General features: G+C 53.9%; 13 protein-coding genes. 5 read left to right on the forward strand and 8 right to left on the reverse strand.

Annotated elements, in window-relative coordinates; all coding sequences use genetic code 11:
• Positions 1–27 precede the first annotated feature (27 nt).
• Positions 28–1,425 (forward strand): class II fumarate hydratase, encoded by a 1,398-nt coding sequence (gene fumC, locus ABUK12_RS04000; protein ID WP_410015062.1) that lies wholly within the window; start codon positions 28–30, stop codon positions 1,423–1,425.
• A 165-nt stretch (positions 1,426–1,590) separates the two neighbouring features.
• Here fumC and tus read toward each other — a convergent pair whose 3' ends face one another.
• Together tus and ABUK12_RS04010 are read right to left on the reverse strand one after the other, a co-directional pair.
• Entirely contained in the window at positions 1,591–2,520 is a 930-nt protein-coding gene (gene tus / locus ABUK12_RS04005) for a DNA replication terminus site-binding protein (RefSeq protein WP_410015063.1), read from the reverse strand.
• 139 nt (positions 2,521–2,659) lie between these two features.
• Positions 2,660–3,937: an MFS transporter gene (locus tag ABUK12_RS04010; protein ID WP_410015064.1), complete on the reverse strand. Its 1,278-nt coding sequence runs from the start codon at positions 3,935–3,937 to the stop codon at positions 2,660–2,662.
• Between the two features lie 127 nt (positions 3,938–4,064).
• On the opposite strand from ABUK12_RS04010, the gene ABUK12_RS04015 reads away from it, so the two are divergent.
• The 3 genes from ABUK12_RS04015 to bioD all read left to right on the forward strand — a co-directional run bounded on the left by ABUK12_RS04015 (position 4,065) and on the right by bioD (position 7,112).
• A complete protein-coding gene (locus tag ABUK12_RS04015) occupies positions 4,065–4,958 on the forward strand; it encodes a LysR family transcriptional regulator (protein WP_410015065.1) in 894 nt (297 codons plus the stop codon).
• A gap of 125 nt (positions 4,959–5,083) precedes the next feature.
• Entirely contained in the window at positions 5,084–6,301 is a 1,218-nt protein-coding gene (locus ABUK12_RS04020; RefSeq protein ID WP_410015066.1) for an ROK family protein, read from the forward strand.
• A gap of 115 nt (positions 6,302–6,416) precedes the next feature.
• Positions 6,417–7,112, forward strand: a complete 696-nt coding sequence (gene bioD, locus ABUK12_RS04025; RefSeq protein WP_410015067.1) for a dethiobiotin synthase — start codon at positions 6,417–6,419, stop codon at positions 7,110–7,112.
• Between the two features lie 38 nt (positions 7,113–7,150).
• On the opposite strand, the gene ABUK12_RS04030 is transcribed toward bioD, so the two are convergent.
• Both ABUK12_RS04030 and ABUK12_RS04035 read right to left on the reverse strand, forming a co-directional pair.
• Positions 7,151–7,486: a DUF1161 domain-containing protein gene (locus ABUK12_RS04030; RefSeq protein ID WP_410015068.1), complete on the reverse strand. Its 336-nt coding sequence runs from the start codon at positions 7,484–7,486 to the stop codon at positions 7,151–7,153.
• A gap of 76 nt (positions 7,487–7,562) precedes the next feature.
• Positions 7,563–7,910, reverse strand: coding sequence for a DUF1283 family protein (locus ABUK12_RS04035; protein ID WP_410015069.1), 348 nt, complete (start codon positions 7,908–7,910; stop codon positions 7,563–7,565).
• Positions 7,911–8,044: 134 nt separating this feature from the next.
• Between ABUK12_RS04035 and ABUK12_RS04040 the strand changes: the two genes are divergently transcribed.
• Positions 8,045–8,374 carry a YnfA family protein gene (locus tag ABUK12_RS04040; RefSeq protein ID WP_410015070.1) on the forward strand — a complete coding sequence of 110 codons (330 nt, stop codon included), beginning with the start codon at positions 8,045–8,047 and terminating at the stop codon, positions 8,372–8,374.
• Here the strand turns inward: ABUK12_RS04040 and ABUK12_RS04045 are convergent, their stop codons facing one another.
• The 4 genes from ABUK12_RS04045 to ABUK12_RS04060 all read right to left on the reverse strand — a co-directional run bounded on the left by ABUK12_RS04045 (position 8,375) and on the right by ABUK12_RS04060 (position 12,701).
• Positions 8,375–8,986, reverse strand: a complete 612-nt coding sequence (locus ABUK12_RS04045; protein WP_410015071.1) for a hypothetical protein — start codon at positions 8,984–8,986, stop codon at positions 8,375–8,377.
• A 13-nt stretch (positions 8,987–8,999) separates the two neighbouring features.
• Positions 9,000–10,586: a M12 family metallo-peptidase gene (locus ABUK12_RS04050; RefSeq protein ID WP_410015072.1), complete on the reverse strand. Its 1,587-nt coding sequence runs from the start codon at positions 10,584–10,586 to the stop codon at positions 9,000–9,002.
• 244 nt (positions 10,587–10,830) lie between these two features.
• Positions 10,831–11,580, reverse strand: coding sequence for a bifunctional NADP-dependent 3-hydroxy acid dehydrogenase/3-hydroxypropionate dehydrogenase YdfG (ydfG, locus tag ABUK12_RS04055; protein ID WP_410015073.1), 750 nt, complete (start codon positions 11,578–11,580; stop codon positions 10,831–10,833).
• A 62-nt stretch (positions 11,581–11,642) separates the two neighbouring features.
• Positions 11,643–12,701, reverse strand: coding sequence for an aldo/keto reductase (locus tag ABUK12_RS04060; protein ID WP_410015074.1), 1,059 nt, complete (start codon positions 12,699–12,701; stop codon positions 11,643–11,645).
• Positions 12,702–13,036: the final 335 nt, after the last annotated feature.

The following is a 13,036-nucleotide window of genomic DNA, read 5'->3' on the forward strand; positions in this document are numbered from 1 at the left end:
TCTTTAGGAAGAATACCAGGAGGAAAAATGGCAGCAACCCGCATAGAAAAAGATTCCATGGGCCCGATCGAGGTGCCGTCGGAGCGCTTATGGGGGGCGCAAACGCAGCGTTCCCTTGAACATTTCCGCATTTCCAGTGAAAAAATGCCGCCCGCGCTTATCGCTGCGCTGGCGCAAACCAAGCGCGCCGCCGCAGCGGTGAATAAAGATTTAGGTTTACTGCCCGCTGAGCGCGCCGACGCCATTATCCGCGCGGCGGATGAGGTCTTGGCCGGCAGCCACCCGCTGGAGTTTCCCCTGGCCATCTGGCAAACCGGTTCCGGCACGCAAAGCAATATGAATATGAACGAGGTGCTGGCGAACCGCGCCAGCGAGCTGCTGGGCGGAGAGCGCGGCGAAGGCCGCCTGGTGCATCCCAATGACGATGTCAATAAGAGCCAAAGCTCCAATGACGTGTTTCCCACCGCCATGCACGTGGCCGCCGTTGTGGCGCTGCGCGAACATTTAATCCCGCAGCTGAAGACGTTGCGCGCGACGCTCGCGCAAAAATCAGCCGCCTTCGCCACTATCGTGAAAATCGGCCGTACCCATTTGCAGGATGCCACCCCCCTGACGCTGGGACAGGAAATTTCCGGCTGGGTCGCCATGCTCGATCATAATCTCACCCATATCGAACACAGCGTGCCCCATCTGGCCGAACTGGCGCTGGGCGGCACCGCGGTGGGCACCGGGCTGAACACCCATCCCGAATATGCGGTGCGTGTCGCCAAGGCGCTGGCGGAGTTGACCCAACAGCCTTTTGTGACCGCGCCGAATAAATTCGAAGCGCTGGCCACCTGCGACGCGCTGGTCCATGGCCACGGCGCGCTGAAAGGGCTGGCCGCGTCGCTGATGAAAATCGCCAACGATGTACGCTGGCTGGCGTCCGGCCCGCGCTGCGGCATCGGCGAAATCAGCATCCCCGAAAACGAGCCGGGCAGTTCCATTATGCCGGGCAAGGTCAACCCGACCCAATGCGAAGCCATGACCATGCTGTGTTGCCAGGTATTGGGCAATGACGCGGCCATCAATATCGGCGGCGCGTCCGGCAATTTTGAGCTGAATGTTTACCGGCCGATGATTATCCATAATTTTCTGCAATCGGTACGCCTGCTGGCCGACGGCATGGACAGTTTCAACCATCATTGCGCCGTGGGCATCGAGCCCAACCGGGAGCGTATTGACCAGTTGCTAAACGAATCGCTGATGCTGGTGACCGCGCTGAATACCCATATCGGTTATGACAAAGCGGCGGAAATTGCTAAAAAAGCCCATAAAGAAGGACTGACGCTGAAAGCGTCGGCGCTTAAGCTGGGCTATTTGAGCGCCGATGAGTTTGATCAATGGGTGCGACCGGAAGATATGGTGGGGTCGCTGAAAAGCTGATGGGCCTGGGCCGCTGCGGTTTCTCCACCGCGTAACGGGGCGCGGCGATAATTACTGCGCCCGCGTCCTGTCGAGCGCCGCTTTTGGGCGGCGCTTTGCTTATCGACTCGACGCCGTCAGCGCGCCCTGTTTCCCTTCATGTCGTTGCCTATTGCCCGATGGGCATCAGGACGCCACGTACAGGTGCAATCGTTTAATGAGCAGACGCGCGGGCAGCCCCGGCGGCTTGTGCTTATGGCGTACCCCCTCGCGGTTGTAATCCAGCAAGCCACCCAGCTTCGGCACCGGCGCGCCTGACGACTGCCGGCATAACACTATCAGCGGGGAAGGGCAGGCGTACTGCACCTGCCGCTGGCTGTCCTGATACCAAACCCTGGCAATAGGCTGAACCTTGACCGGTCTTTTTATCTTGAACGCAATGTCGGGAGGCAATTTACTGACCGCGTCGATTTCCTGCCGGATGCGTTCGGCCCATTGCGTTTTATCATAAGGCGGTACCGCCCGCCCGGCTTCCAGGCTTTTTTGCAGCATGGCCAGCACCTCCTGGCGCGTCAGGTTCTTGATAATCTGTTTATTGGCCCAGCCGAAGCGAACGCTTGCCGGGTCGGTCACTGTTTGCAGCGCGCGGTAGGCGCTGAGGGTTTTTAAACCACGCAGGTGGGTATGGACAAATTCAAAGCGCAGTTCGGGCGGCAGTTGCGACTCTACCGTGATCAGATGCGCCAGTTCGGCTTTTAGCTGGTTTATCGCGGCGGTGAGCGCCTGCGCCGCATGATACTGCGCGTCGTCGACGGAAAAGCAGAGCACGCCCGGCAGGCGAATGGCCGACTTGGCGCTGGTGTCCTGTTTTTGATGATAGATAAACATGCGCTGGAAGTGCGCCAGCCCCAGGGTGCCAGCCTGGGCGCCCACGTGCTGGGTAACCTTTATCTGCGCCGTATCCTCATGCTCTTTGCCTTTTGGAACCTCTGGCAACTCAAAGACCCGCCCGGCAAGCAAGCGAAATCCGCCCATCATCCCCTGCCACTCGGTTAAGTGGGCCTGTAGCTGGTTAAAATGTTGATTAAGTCGGTCGATCAAGTCTAGCGCGGGCATATTAAGGTGACCATTTAGTTACAACATACATTAAAGTATACCTCCTAGTCGTCACTTCACCAATGCCGTTGTTTTCGCTTAACAGCAGAAACGTCGCGCCCTGGGTATTATTATCGCAGGCGTTGTTTTGGCTCATCGGCTATGAGAGGGCGCGCAGTTCAGGCAACATGCGCAAGCGCTGGGCCACATATATTCCCAGCAGCAGCATAACGGCGATAAATACCACTACGCCGCTCCAGGCGAATCCATGCCAGAAAAAGCCGCCGACGGTGCCGGCAACGCTTGACCCGACATAATAGCAGAACAGATAAAGCGAAGACGCCTGGCCTTTGGCGCGCCGGGCGCGGCGGCCAATCCAGGCGCTGGCGGTGGAGTGCGAGGCGAAAAAACCGGCGGTAAACAGCATCATACCGCCCAGGATGGCTATCAGTGACGAGAACCAGGTCAGCAAAAGCCCGGCCAGCATAATCGTCATCGAGACCATCAGCACCGGTCCGCGGCCATAGCGCCCGGCCAGGCTGCCGGCCTTGGGCGAGCTAAAGGTGCCGGTCAGGTACACGACGGACAGCAAGCCGACCGTGGCCTGGCTTAAGTACCAGGGTCCGGCGAGCAGACGATAACCAATATAGTTAAACAGGGTAATAAACGACCCCATCAGTAAAAAACCTTCGATAAACAGCAACGGCAGACCGGCATCGCGGAAATGCAGGCGGAAATTGATCGCCAGCGTCCGCGGTTTGAGCGACCCGGCGCGGAAGTGGCGCGACGCGGGCAAGATGCGCCAGAACATCAGCGCCGCGCCTAACGCCACCACGCCGATGGCGCCGACGGCGATACGCCAGTTAAAAAAATCCGTCAGCACCCCGCTTATCAGCCTGCCGCTCATACCGCCAATCGAATTGCCGCTGATATAAAGCCCCATGGAAAACGCCACCACGCTCGGGTGGATTTCCTCGCTGAGATAGGTCATCGCCACGGCGGCTACTCCGCTTAACGACAGGCCGACCAGCGCGCGGACGATCAAAATACCCTGCCAGTCGGTCATAAATGCGCTGACGAGGGTAAATGACGCCGCCAGCAGCAATGACACCACCATCACCGCCTTGCGCCCCACGGCATCGGACAGCGGACCGGTAAACAGCAGTCCTACGGCCATCAGGCCGGTGGCGGCCGAAAGGGATAGGCTGCTGGTCGCCGGCGATACGCCGAAATCATGCGATAATACCGGCAGTATCGGCTGGACGCAGTAGAGCAGGGCAAAGGTCGCCAATCCGGCGGAAAACAAGGCCAGGGTGACGCGGATAAACTGCGGGGTGCCACGTTTGATAAAAGGTTGCTTGACGGGGACGAAGTAGTCGGGTGCTTTAACTGCGGGCGTCTCACGGGCGGGCGCGCCGGTACGCGATAGGGTGTTCACAATAAATCCTCGGGAAAGCGAAAAAATCCACAGACGGGGATCTGTCTGCGGTAATAATTTGAAAATGATAGGAACAAAGCAATTTGTTGTCTAATATATTAATACTCTCATTTAATATGTTTAAAGTATGAATATCGAATTGCGTCATTTGCGTTATTTTATCGCCGTGGCGGAAACGCTCCATTTTGGCAGAGCGGCGGAGAAACTTCATATTTCTCAGCCTCCGCTTAGCCAGCAAATCCAAATCCTTGAGCAACAGATCGGCGCCAGATTGCTGGAACGCAATAACCGCAACGTCAGGCTGACGCCCGCGGGAAAACAATTTCTGGAACAGGCCTGGTCGATTATTGAACAGGTTAACCAGGCGGCGGAGCGGGCCGCCAGGATCCATCGTGGCGAATCCGGCGAAATCACTATCGGCTTCACGTCGTCAACGCCGTTTAATCAACGTATCTCGGCAAGTCTGCTGGCTTTTCGCCAACAGCATCCCGCCGTGCATATCCAGATGGTCGAAACCAATACGAAGCAACAGATCGAGCCCCTGATGAACGGTAAGTTCGATATGGGGGTCATGCGCAATACGCCATTGCCGGAGGCATTGGGTTATCAATTGCTGCTGCGGGAATCCCTGGTGGCGGTAGTGCATCAGGATCATCCATTAGCAGGCGCCGCCGGCGGCCGGATCAGCGTGCTGCAACTGGCCAGGGAACCCTTTGTTTTCTTTGATCGCAAGGTGGGTACGGCGCTGTATGACGAAACGTTGCTGTTATTAAAAGAGTTCGGCATTACGCCTTATATTACCCAGGAAGTCGGCGAGGCAATGACGATTATCGGCCTGGTTTCCGCGGGGCTGGGCGTCTCTATCCTGCCGGCGTCCTTTGCGCGTATCAAAGTCGATAGCGTGCGCTATCTGTCACTGGCGGAACCACAGGCAAAAACCGAGGTATGGCTGGTGACCCATCGACAAAAGGAGCTTTCTGCCGCCGCCCGGATGCTGATCAATTTAATGTTAAAGCAATAATGCTAGTATGGTTGTTGTGTGCGGTAAATCACATAACTAATCAAATATTTGACGGCTAATTTTAAAAGTCCCACCATAGCCCCAATATATTATTTTATAGCGTGAAAATATCAGGAGCAAGGTGAGTGATTGGCCATGGTCAACCAGGACATATCGATCAAATCAAGCAGACTAACGCGGGAGTCGTGTATCGCCTGATTGATTCATTCGGCCCTATTTCGCGTATCGCCTTGTCAAAACTCGCCAGACTCGCACCCGCCAGCATCACTAAAATCGTGCGCGAACTGGTCGAGGCTCATTTGGTCACCGAAACCGAGTATCAGGAAAATGGCCTGCGCGGCCGGCCGGCCATCGGACTGGTGGTTGATACCCAGGCCTGGCATTTTCTTTCGGTACGCATCGGGCACGGCACCATGACCCTGGCGCTGCGCGAGCTCAGCAGCAAGCTGATTGTCGAAGATACCGTGCCGCTGCCGGCCACGGCGCCGGAACCGCTGTTGGTTCGCCTGATCCAAACCATCGATCAGTTTTTTATCCGTCATCAGCATCAGTTGGAACGTCTTACCGCGGTGGCGGTGACGCTGCCGGGCATTATCGACGCCGCGGCGGGTATGGTGCACCGTATGCCGTGGTATGACGTCAACAACATGGCGCTGGGACCGGCGCTGAGCGAACATATCGGCGTGCCGGCCTACCTGCAGCACGATATCTGCGCCTGGACCATGGCGGAAGCGCTTTACGGCGCGGCGCGCGGATGCAATGACGTTATCCAGATCGTTATCGATCATAACGTGGGCGCCGGCGTGATCACCGGCGGCACGCTATTGCACGGCGGCAGCCGCAGCCTGGTGGAGATTGGGCATACCCAGGTGGAGCCGTATGGCAAACGTTGCTATTGCGGTAACCGCGGCTGCCTGGAAACGGTGGCGGGGATTGAAAGCATACTGGAACTGACGCGCCAACGCCTGGCGCTGAACAGCCATTCCATCATGAATGACGCCGCGATAAGCGTTGAATCGCTGTGCCAGGCGGCCATGGCGGGCGATACCCTGGCGCGGGACATCATCGTCGGCATTGGTAACAGCGTGGGACGCATACTGGCCATCATGGTCAATTTATTCAATCCGGAAAAAATCCTGGTCGGCTCGCCATTAAATGAGGCATCGGATATTTTATTCCCGGTAATTCTCTCCAATATACGTCAACAGTCGCTGCCTGATTACAGTAAGGACATCACCGTGCAGGCGACGCGATTTAAAAACCAGGGTACCATGCCGGGCGCCGCGCTGGTTAAGGATGCGCTGTACGACGGCTCATTGTTATTGAAGCTGGTCCAGGGGTAAGGCTATAAATATTGAGCTAACGCAAGCCGTGGCAAGGCTATATCGGTTACATTTTACGTTAATCAACCACCTTATCCAAACATGTCCAATGGATTAACGCCAGGCTGGAGTCGTCATGTTAAAACGTATTTTTGTAGCCGGTACGGATACCGCTGTCGGCAAGACCATTGTCTCGCGCGCCATTTTGCAATATCTGGCGGCGCGCCGGCTCAGCGTTACCGGGTACAAGCCTATCGCCCGGGGCAGCCAGGAAACGGCGGAAGGGCTGCGCAATAAAGATGCCCTGGTGTTATGCGCTTCCTCCACGCTGCAGCTTCCTTATGAGCAGATCAATCCCATCACCCTGCGCGAGGAGGAAATCAGCGCCTATTCCGGCGATGACATCGATTACGGCTTGATGTCCCGGGGACTGAAGCATCTGTCCGGCCTGGCCGACATGGTGGTGGTGGAGGGCAGCGGCGGCTGGCGTACCATCATGAGCGACTATCGGCCGTATTCCGATTGGGTGGTGCAGGAACAATTGCCGGTAGTCCTGGTTATCGGCATCAAGCTTGGCTGTATTAATCACGCGTTATTAACCGCGCAAGCCATTATTAACGATGGCTTGCCCTTATTAGGGTGGGTTGCTAATCGCATTAATCCCGGGCTGGCGCATTATGCGGAAATAATGGATATCTTGCGTAATAAAATCCCGGCACCGCAGCTGGGTGAATTGCCTTATTTACCCAGGCCGGAGCAGCGCGATCTTTCGGGATATATAGATTTGAGCAATATAACGCTACCGGAGGTTATTACCGCGCAGCAGATGTGATTCCCGGGCGGAAGGGTAAATCTCCCGCCCCGGTTGTTTTACGGGCTTGGCGCGTCGCTTGCGGCCGCGGCGCTGTCGGCGCCTTCGGCCGATCGGATATAGACAATTTTCTGCGTATCGTTTTCACAGTGGCCGACCACCTGGCCGCCCGCCTGGTCGGCGCTGTCGTTCGGCACGATATCCAGGCGGAAGCCGGATTCCGGCACCCCGTTGGCGATGATTTTTTGGGTGATATCCGCTTTGACACTTTCACACGACGCCTGCGCCGCCAGCGGCAGCATCATGGCAACCGCCGCGCCCAGGATAAAAAAGCGTTTCCCTGTTTTTCCGCTCAGTTGCTGGCTTAGCCCCTTCATCTTGCCTTGATTGCTCATATTACCGTCCTTATCAGAGAATGAAGTACCCGTTACAATGATAGCAGCGCTGCCGGAAACGGATAATAACCGCCTATCAGGGAGCCATTAACGTACGGCCGGTACGGCGATCAAGACAGCGGGCCGTAGTGTCCTCCCAGTAGGCGTTTACGTTCTCACTGCTATTGCATTTTTCCTTTAAATCAATGGTTTTGTCATATTTATCAAAGTCCTTTTCATCGCGCGTAATCTGCTTGTTGCGCAGATTATGGGTGGCGTTCCACTGCTCCTGGCTTTGGCGCGCCTCTTCGCGGGATTGGGCGTTATCACCGGAATCGATGATCAGACGTTGCGTGTTGGTGGCGGTGGCACCGGCGGCGGAGAAGGCCATCAAAGCGACCGCGAGCATCCCGCCGAGCAGTCGTGAATAAGAGGTGGTTTTCATAACGTCTTCCTTTTAATCTTTACGTGGATAATAACGCAGGTAAAATCAACATTGCGCGCACAGGCATAATAACATTGCCTTATGGTTAAAAACCATTCGTCATCGTTAACGAAAATGAAGGAACAGCCCCCGGTATGTTCAAGACAATGTTGCTGTTTATGGCCACCGCCGTGGCGGAAATTCTGGGGTGCTACCTGCCTTATCTGTGGGTTAAACAACAGGGCGGCATAGTGCTGCTGATACCGGCGGCGGCAAGCCTTATCGCTTTTGTCGCGCTGTTAATGCTGCATCCCGCCGCCAGCGGGCGCGTGTATGCCTCCTACGGCGGGATATATATATTGACCGCGCTGCTATGGCTTCGGTTCATCGACGGCGTAAAATTATCGCCGCAGGACTGGCTGGGCGCAGCGGTGATCTGCGCCGGAGTGATGATTATGCTGTCCGGATGGTCCAGAAATCCGTGATCATTCGCAGTACAACTCGCTTTTCGACCGCGTAAAACAGATGCCCTCACGATGATCAATCGCATTATTGTCGATAATCCAGGCAATATCATGACGGGCCTGAAGTGAATAGTTGGTCGCAGGCGTGGAAAAATTCCCGGCAGCATAGCCGCCGTCCGGGTCTACGCTTAAGCTAAACTCACCAGGCAACTCTTGTTCATTACCCGCGAGCTCGCCGCTTAGTATGACAATACCTTCCTGCCGCGCTGCATTGCGAACTGTAGCCAGGTATGGATGGCCGTGCGTGGCCAACACAATGTTGAAAGTATCACCCACTTTTAAACTGCGGGCTGCCGGAAGATCAAAATAAACATAACGCCCTTTAGCCAGCATCGCTGGATCCATCGCCAGATCGAGGGATTGGAGCCGCCGCCTGTCGCCGGCAAACTCCCTGACTAAAAGTGAAGGCGGAGTGTTAAGCGTTGTAACGCCGGAGTCCACTGCAACTCCAGGCGCTATTTTTGCCGCTACTGTCGTCCCGGCTTTATCCAGGGCGGAAGCAGAAGGTAAAATGTCGATGCTTAATATAATCGAAAAAAATAACGCGCCCAGGAATGATAATATAATTTTCATAATATAACCTTATTCAATAAAAATTAGATACACGCTGAGATAAATTATTCATAGTCCTGACCGCATCTATCAGATTTGGCGTTCCCAATGGCAGTCCTAAATCATCGGTAAATCGTAGCGGTGTCGAAAAAAATGGGATGGCATTTCCACCCATTATGGTTCTTGCCAAAGAATTTCCCACGGCGAAAGGTGGGGTAGCATTAGTTACTCCTCCATGAAATACTCCCATATTGTGCCCGAACTCATGTCTCATAATAGTAAGGCGATTGCAAGATGACAGTAAATTCTCATAGCCAAACATTGCGTCCCTGTGCGCTTGGCCATTTAAAAAGGCTAAGCCGCAATGTGGCCCCCATATGCTGGTATAATATACCGCATCCGCCCTTAACTCCCGGCGCCAGGATTGTATTTGCGTGTTGACATTCAAAGAACTTAATATGGCGTCGGCATTATTCCAGTTGGCTGGTTCATTGAATTGCCGCATGCCGACCAGGCGCACTCGAAAGTTAGCGCCAGAGTTTTCCAATGCCTCATTGATAAGGTTAAATGATTCAATATTCCGGGTCCGCACTGCGGCGGCACCGATACGCGCTACCGCGGTTTGGCTATAAATAATCAACATGTCAATGGTTACTGTTTCTCGCTGCCATTGCCGATTATTGTCAGTAACAAAAGAAACCGTCTCGCCATCGTATATGGGAAAAGACCGATTGCCAGCAATAACATTGAAAGATAACGCTGCGCGGGTTTCAACGATCAAACGATACCCCGGTGCCTGATTGTTGGGTAAAGTTAGCCTTTGTTGATAATTGTCATTGCTGACCTGGATCCTTGCACGTGGCGACTGTAACGCTGGTATCACGCCGTTCGTCAGGCTTGCGGCCTGCAACGTCGGCAGGGGATCGGTAACAATTTGCCAGCGACGTCCGGACGGATTTTCAGCTATATAACGGAAAGCATATTGCTGCCCGGTCGATGCATAAACCGGGGCATTGAAATTCAAGTTGACATTGTCGATGCCCAGCCTGGGGGTGGAACCATTATGAACTCTGATCAAATCACGATTGTTGGCGCTTAGCGGCAACCTAATCAAAGGCAAAACTGTATTAGTATTGAAATTAACCCTCGTTAGAGGGGAAGTAGGTCGGGGTATGGTGTGACCATTATTGATTATCGTTTGTACCGATATATCCCTCGGCGGTGAACTGGTGATAACCCAGCGGTTAAGATCGGTCCGGAATATGAAAATATAATTATCATTTGTCAGTAATGTCGTTGTGCTGGCGAAAAGCTGTCTCTGCGGCATAATACGTGATTGCAGCGTTGCGCGGGATAGAATTGATACGCGATCATCGTTTAAAGGCTGTTGTGGCAAATGTATTTCTGCCGCCCAATTTCCATTTGCGGTATGGAAATTTATATTTCTGAATCCCGAAGGCAGTTGTCCATTGGGTACTTGGTTTGGCGATAAGGTTATTGCCGATGAAAAAAATGGAAACGCTAATAAAAAAAACAATAAATAATAGATGTTATTTTTTATTAAGCTCATAACTTTAATTATAGCGTTTAGAGAATAAAAATAGTTATTATAAAATTTCATGGTGGATTTCTCTAGAAAATAGATTTAGTATGTTTCGCTAGAGGTTTATCATAAAAAAAATAAAAATAATATAAATTCTTAACAAAAATCCAGGAACTGTTATGTTAAATACAAATGCCAAATTCTGTTATTCCGTTTCAAAAAAAATATCCTGGCTTGGCGTAGAAAGGGTTAGCGGAATAATAGGATTTTACCGGGGAATTGCGCCGCGGGCAGAGGCTGACCACCCGCGGGCAGGGGGAGATTACTCGTCGCGATGGACGCTAAGCCCGCCGAACGACTGGTTTACCGGCATCATTTCCAGCACATTGATATTCACATGGGCCGGCAGGGTGGTGACCCAATAGATCGCTTCGGCTATATCTTCAGGCATCAGCGGATCGGCGTTTTTATAGGTATTTTCCACCTTACTGTCGTCGCCCTTAAAACGCACCGCCGAAAATTCGGTGCCGCCCACCAGGCCCGGCTCGATATCCGTTACGCGCACCTTGGTGCCCACCAGATCGGTACGCAGGTTAAGGCTGAACTGCCGGGTAAAAGCCTTGGTGGCGCCGTAGACATTGCCGCCCGCATAAGGCCAGCGGCCGGCGGTGGAGCCGAGATTAACCACATGGCCGCGCCGCCGTTCCACCATGCCGGGCAACAGGGCGCGGGTCATATAGACCAATCCCTTATTGTTGGTATCGATCATGGTTTCCCAATCATCAAGATTGGCCTTATGCGCCGGCTCCATGCCCAATGCCAGGCCGGCGTTGTTGACCAGCACATCCACTTCGCGCCAGGCCGGGGGCAGGGAGGCAACGGCGCGGGTAATGCCTTCACGATCGCGCACGTCCAGGCGCAGGGGATAAAGGTTATCGCCCAGTTCGGCTTGCAATTGATCAAGACGTTCCTGGCGGCGACCGGTGGCAATCACCTTATGTCCCTGCTTGAGAAATTTACGGGCGATGGTTTCGCCGAATCCGGCGGTGGCGCCGGTAATAAAGATAATCATGCAGCGGGTCCTTTTATTTCTGAATAATGACAGCATTATCAATAAGCCTGAGCCTGTGCGCCTCAGGGTTTGCGCAGGTAAGGCGCAATAAGCGAAAGGTCGGCCGGAGACAGCCGGTCGGAGGCGGTCTGCGCCTGGTGCCAGTAGGGATAAATCAGCGGCGGGCGGCTGACGTCGGACAGGCGGGAAATCTCATTGGCGTTCAGGACCAGATCCGCCGCGCGCAGGTTATCCTTTAACTGTTCCTCGGTACGCGCGCCGATAATAACGGAGGTGACGGCGGGGCGGCTGATAAGCCAGGCCAGGGCCACCTGGGCGGCGGAGACGTTCCTCTCTTCGGCAATTTCAACCAGGACGTCGATGATGTTATATAAGGCATCTTGATTATAGATAGGCGGTTCATTCCACTCTTCAAGATGGCGGGTGCTGCCTTCGGGCTGGCGGTCCCGGCGATATTTTCCGGATAGCAGTCCCCCGGCCAGCGGACTCCAGACCAACACGCCTAATCCTTGATCCTGGGTGATCGGCAACAATTCATACTCAGCCTCGCGACTTTGCAGGGAGTAATGGATTTGCTGGCTTACCGGGCGGATAAGGTTGAGTCGTTCGCAAACGCCCAGTGTTTTCATGATATGCCATCCCGAGAAATTGGAAATCCCCACGTAGCGCACCTTACCGCTGCTCACCAGGTGTTCCAGGGCATATAAGGTTTCTTCCAGCGGGGTCTGGCCGTCCCATTCATGCAACTGATATAAATCGATATGGTCAGTATTCAACCGTTTTAAACTGGCTTCACAGGCGCGGATCAGGTGGTGACGCGATGACCCGCGATCGTTGGGTCCATTGCCCATGGGGAAACGGGCTTTGGAAGCAATCAGGACGCTGTCGCGCTTTTCCTTCAGCACTTCGCCCAAAATTTCTTCCGAAACCCCCTGGGAATACACATCGGCGGTATCAAACAGGTTGATGCCGGCGTCGATACAAAGGGCCAACTGGCGGCGCGCTTCCGCCACGCCGGTATCGCCCACTTTGGCAAATTTCCCTTTGCCGCCGAAGGTCATGGTGCCGAGACTCAATACCGATACTTTCAAGCCGGAACGGCCCAATAGACGATATTCCATAAGAATTCTCCTCGCAGTAGTACATGTCGGATATATCAAGCGCCCGCAATCGAGCCTACAGACCTAGAGCATAGACTAATGTCCTTGCCATCAACAGTCTGTTGTCTGGCAGCGTTGCCACATTCTGGTGCATAAGTATTGCGATTGTGCTTTCTGTTAACATTTAGGGACGATTTATTATTTATTACCCCGGTCCGAAGCTGAAGAAATGATGATTATCCAGCCGTACAGAGTATAAGCAAACGGTTGTCATTTGAAGCAAACGTTTGCCTTTACCGTTCGCGGGCTTAATCAGTCGATATGCGTGCGGCCCGACGGTAAAATATTATTAACCA

Source organism: Sodalis sp. C49 (assembly GCF_046352915.1).
Classification (GTDB): Bacteria; Pseudomonadota; Gammaproteobacteria; order Enterobacterales; family Enterobacteriaceae; genus Acerihabitans.

Coding starts and splice junctions, on each gene's coding strand:
- ABUK12_RS04040 (WP_410015070.1), top strand. CDS start 8,045: ATGTTCAAGACAATGTTGCTGTTTATGGCCACCGCCGTGGCGGAAATT.
- ABUK12_RS04050 (WP_410015072.1), bottom strand. CDS start 10,586: ATGAAATTTTATAATAACTATTTTTATTCTCTAAACGCTATAATTAAA.
- bioD (WP_410015067.1), top strand. CDS start 6,417: ATGTTAAAACGTATTTTTGTAGCCGGTACGGATACCGCTGTCGGCAAG.
- ABUK12_RS04045 (WP_410015071.1), bottom strand. CDS start 8,986: ATGAAAATTATATTATCATTCCTGGGCGCGTTATTTTTTTCGATTATA.
- tus (WP_410015063.1), bottom strand. CDS start 2,520: ATGCCCGCGCTAGACTTGATCGACCGACTTAATCAACATTTTAACCAG.
- ABUK12_RS04015 (WP_410015065.1), top strand. CDS start 4,065: ATGAATATCGAATTGCGTCATTTGCGTTATTTTATCGCCGTGGCGGAA.
- ABUK12_RS04030 (WP_410015068.1), bottom strand. CDS start 7,486: ATGAGCAATCAAGGCAAGATGAAGGGGCTAAGCCAGCAACTGAGCGGA.
- fumC (WP_410015062.1), top strand. CDS start 28: ATGGCAGCAACCCGCATAGAAAAAGATTCCATGGGCCCGATCGAGGTG.
- ydfG (WP_410015073.1), bottom strand. CDS start 11,580: ATGATTATCTTTATTACCGGCGCCACCGCCGGATTCGGCGAAACCATC.
- ABUK12_RS04060 (WP_410015074.1), bottom strand. CDS start 12,701: ATGGAATATCGTCTATTGGGCCGTTCCGGCTTGAAAGTATCGGTATTG.
- ABUK12_RS04035 (WP_410015069.1), bottom strand. CDS start 7,910: ATGAAAACCACCTCTTATTCACGACTGCTCGGCGGGATGCTCGCGGTC.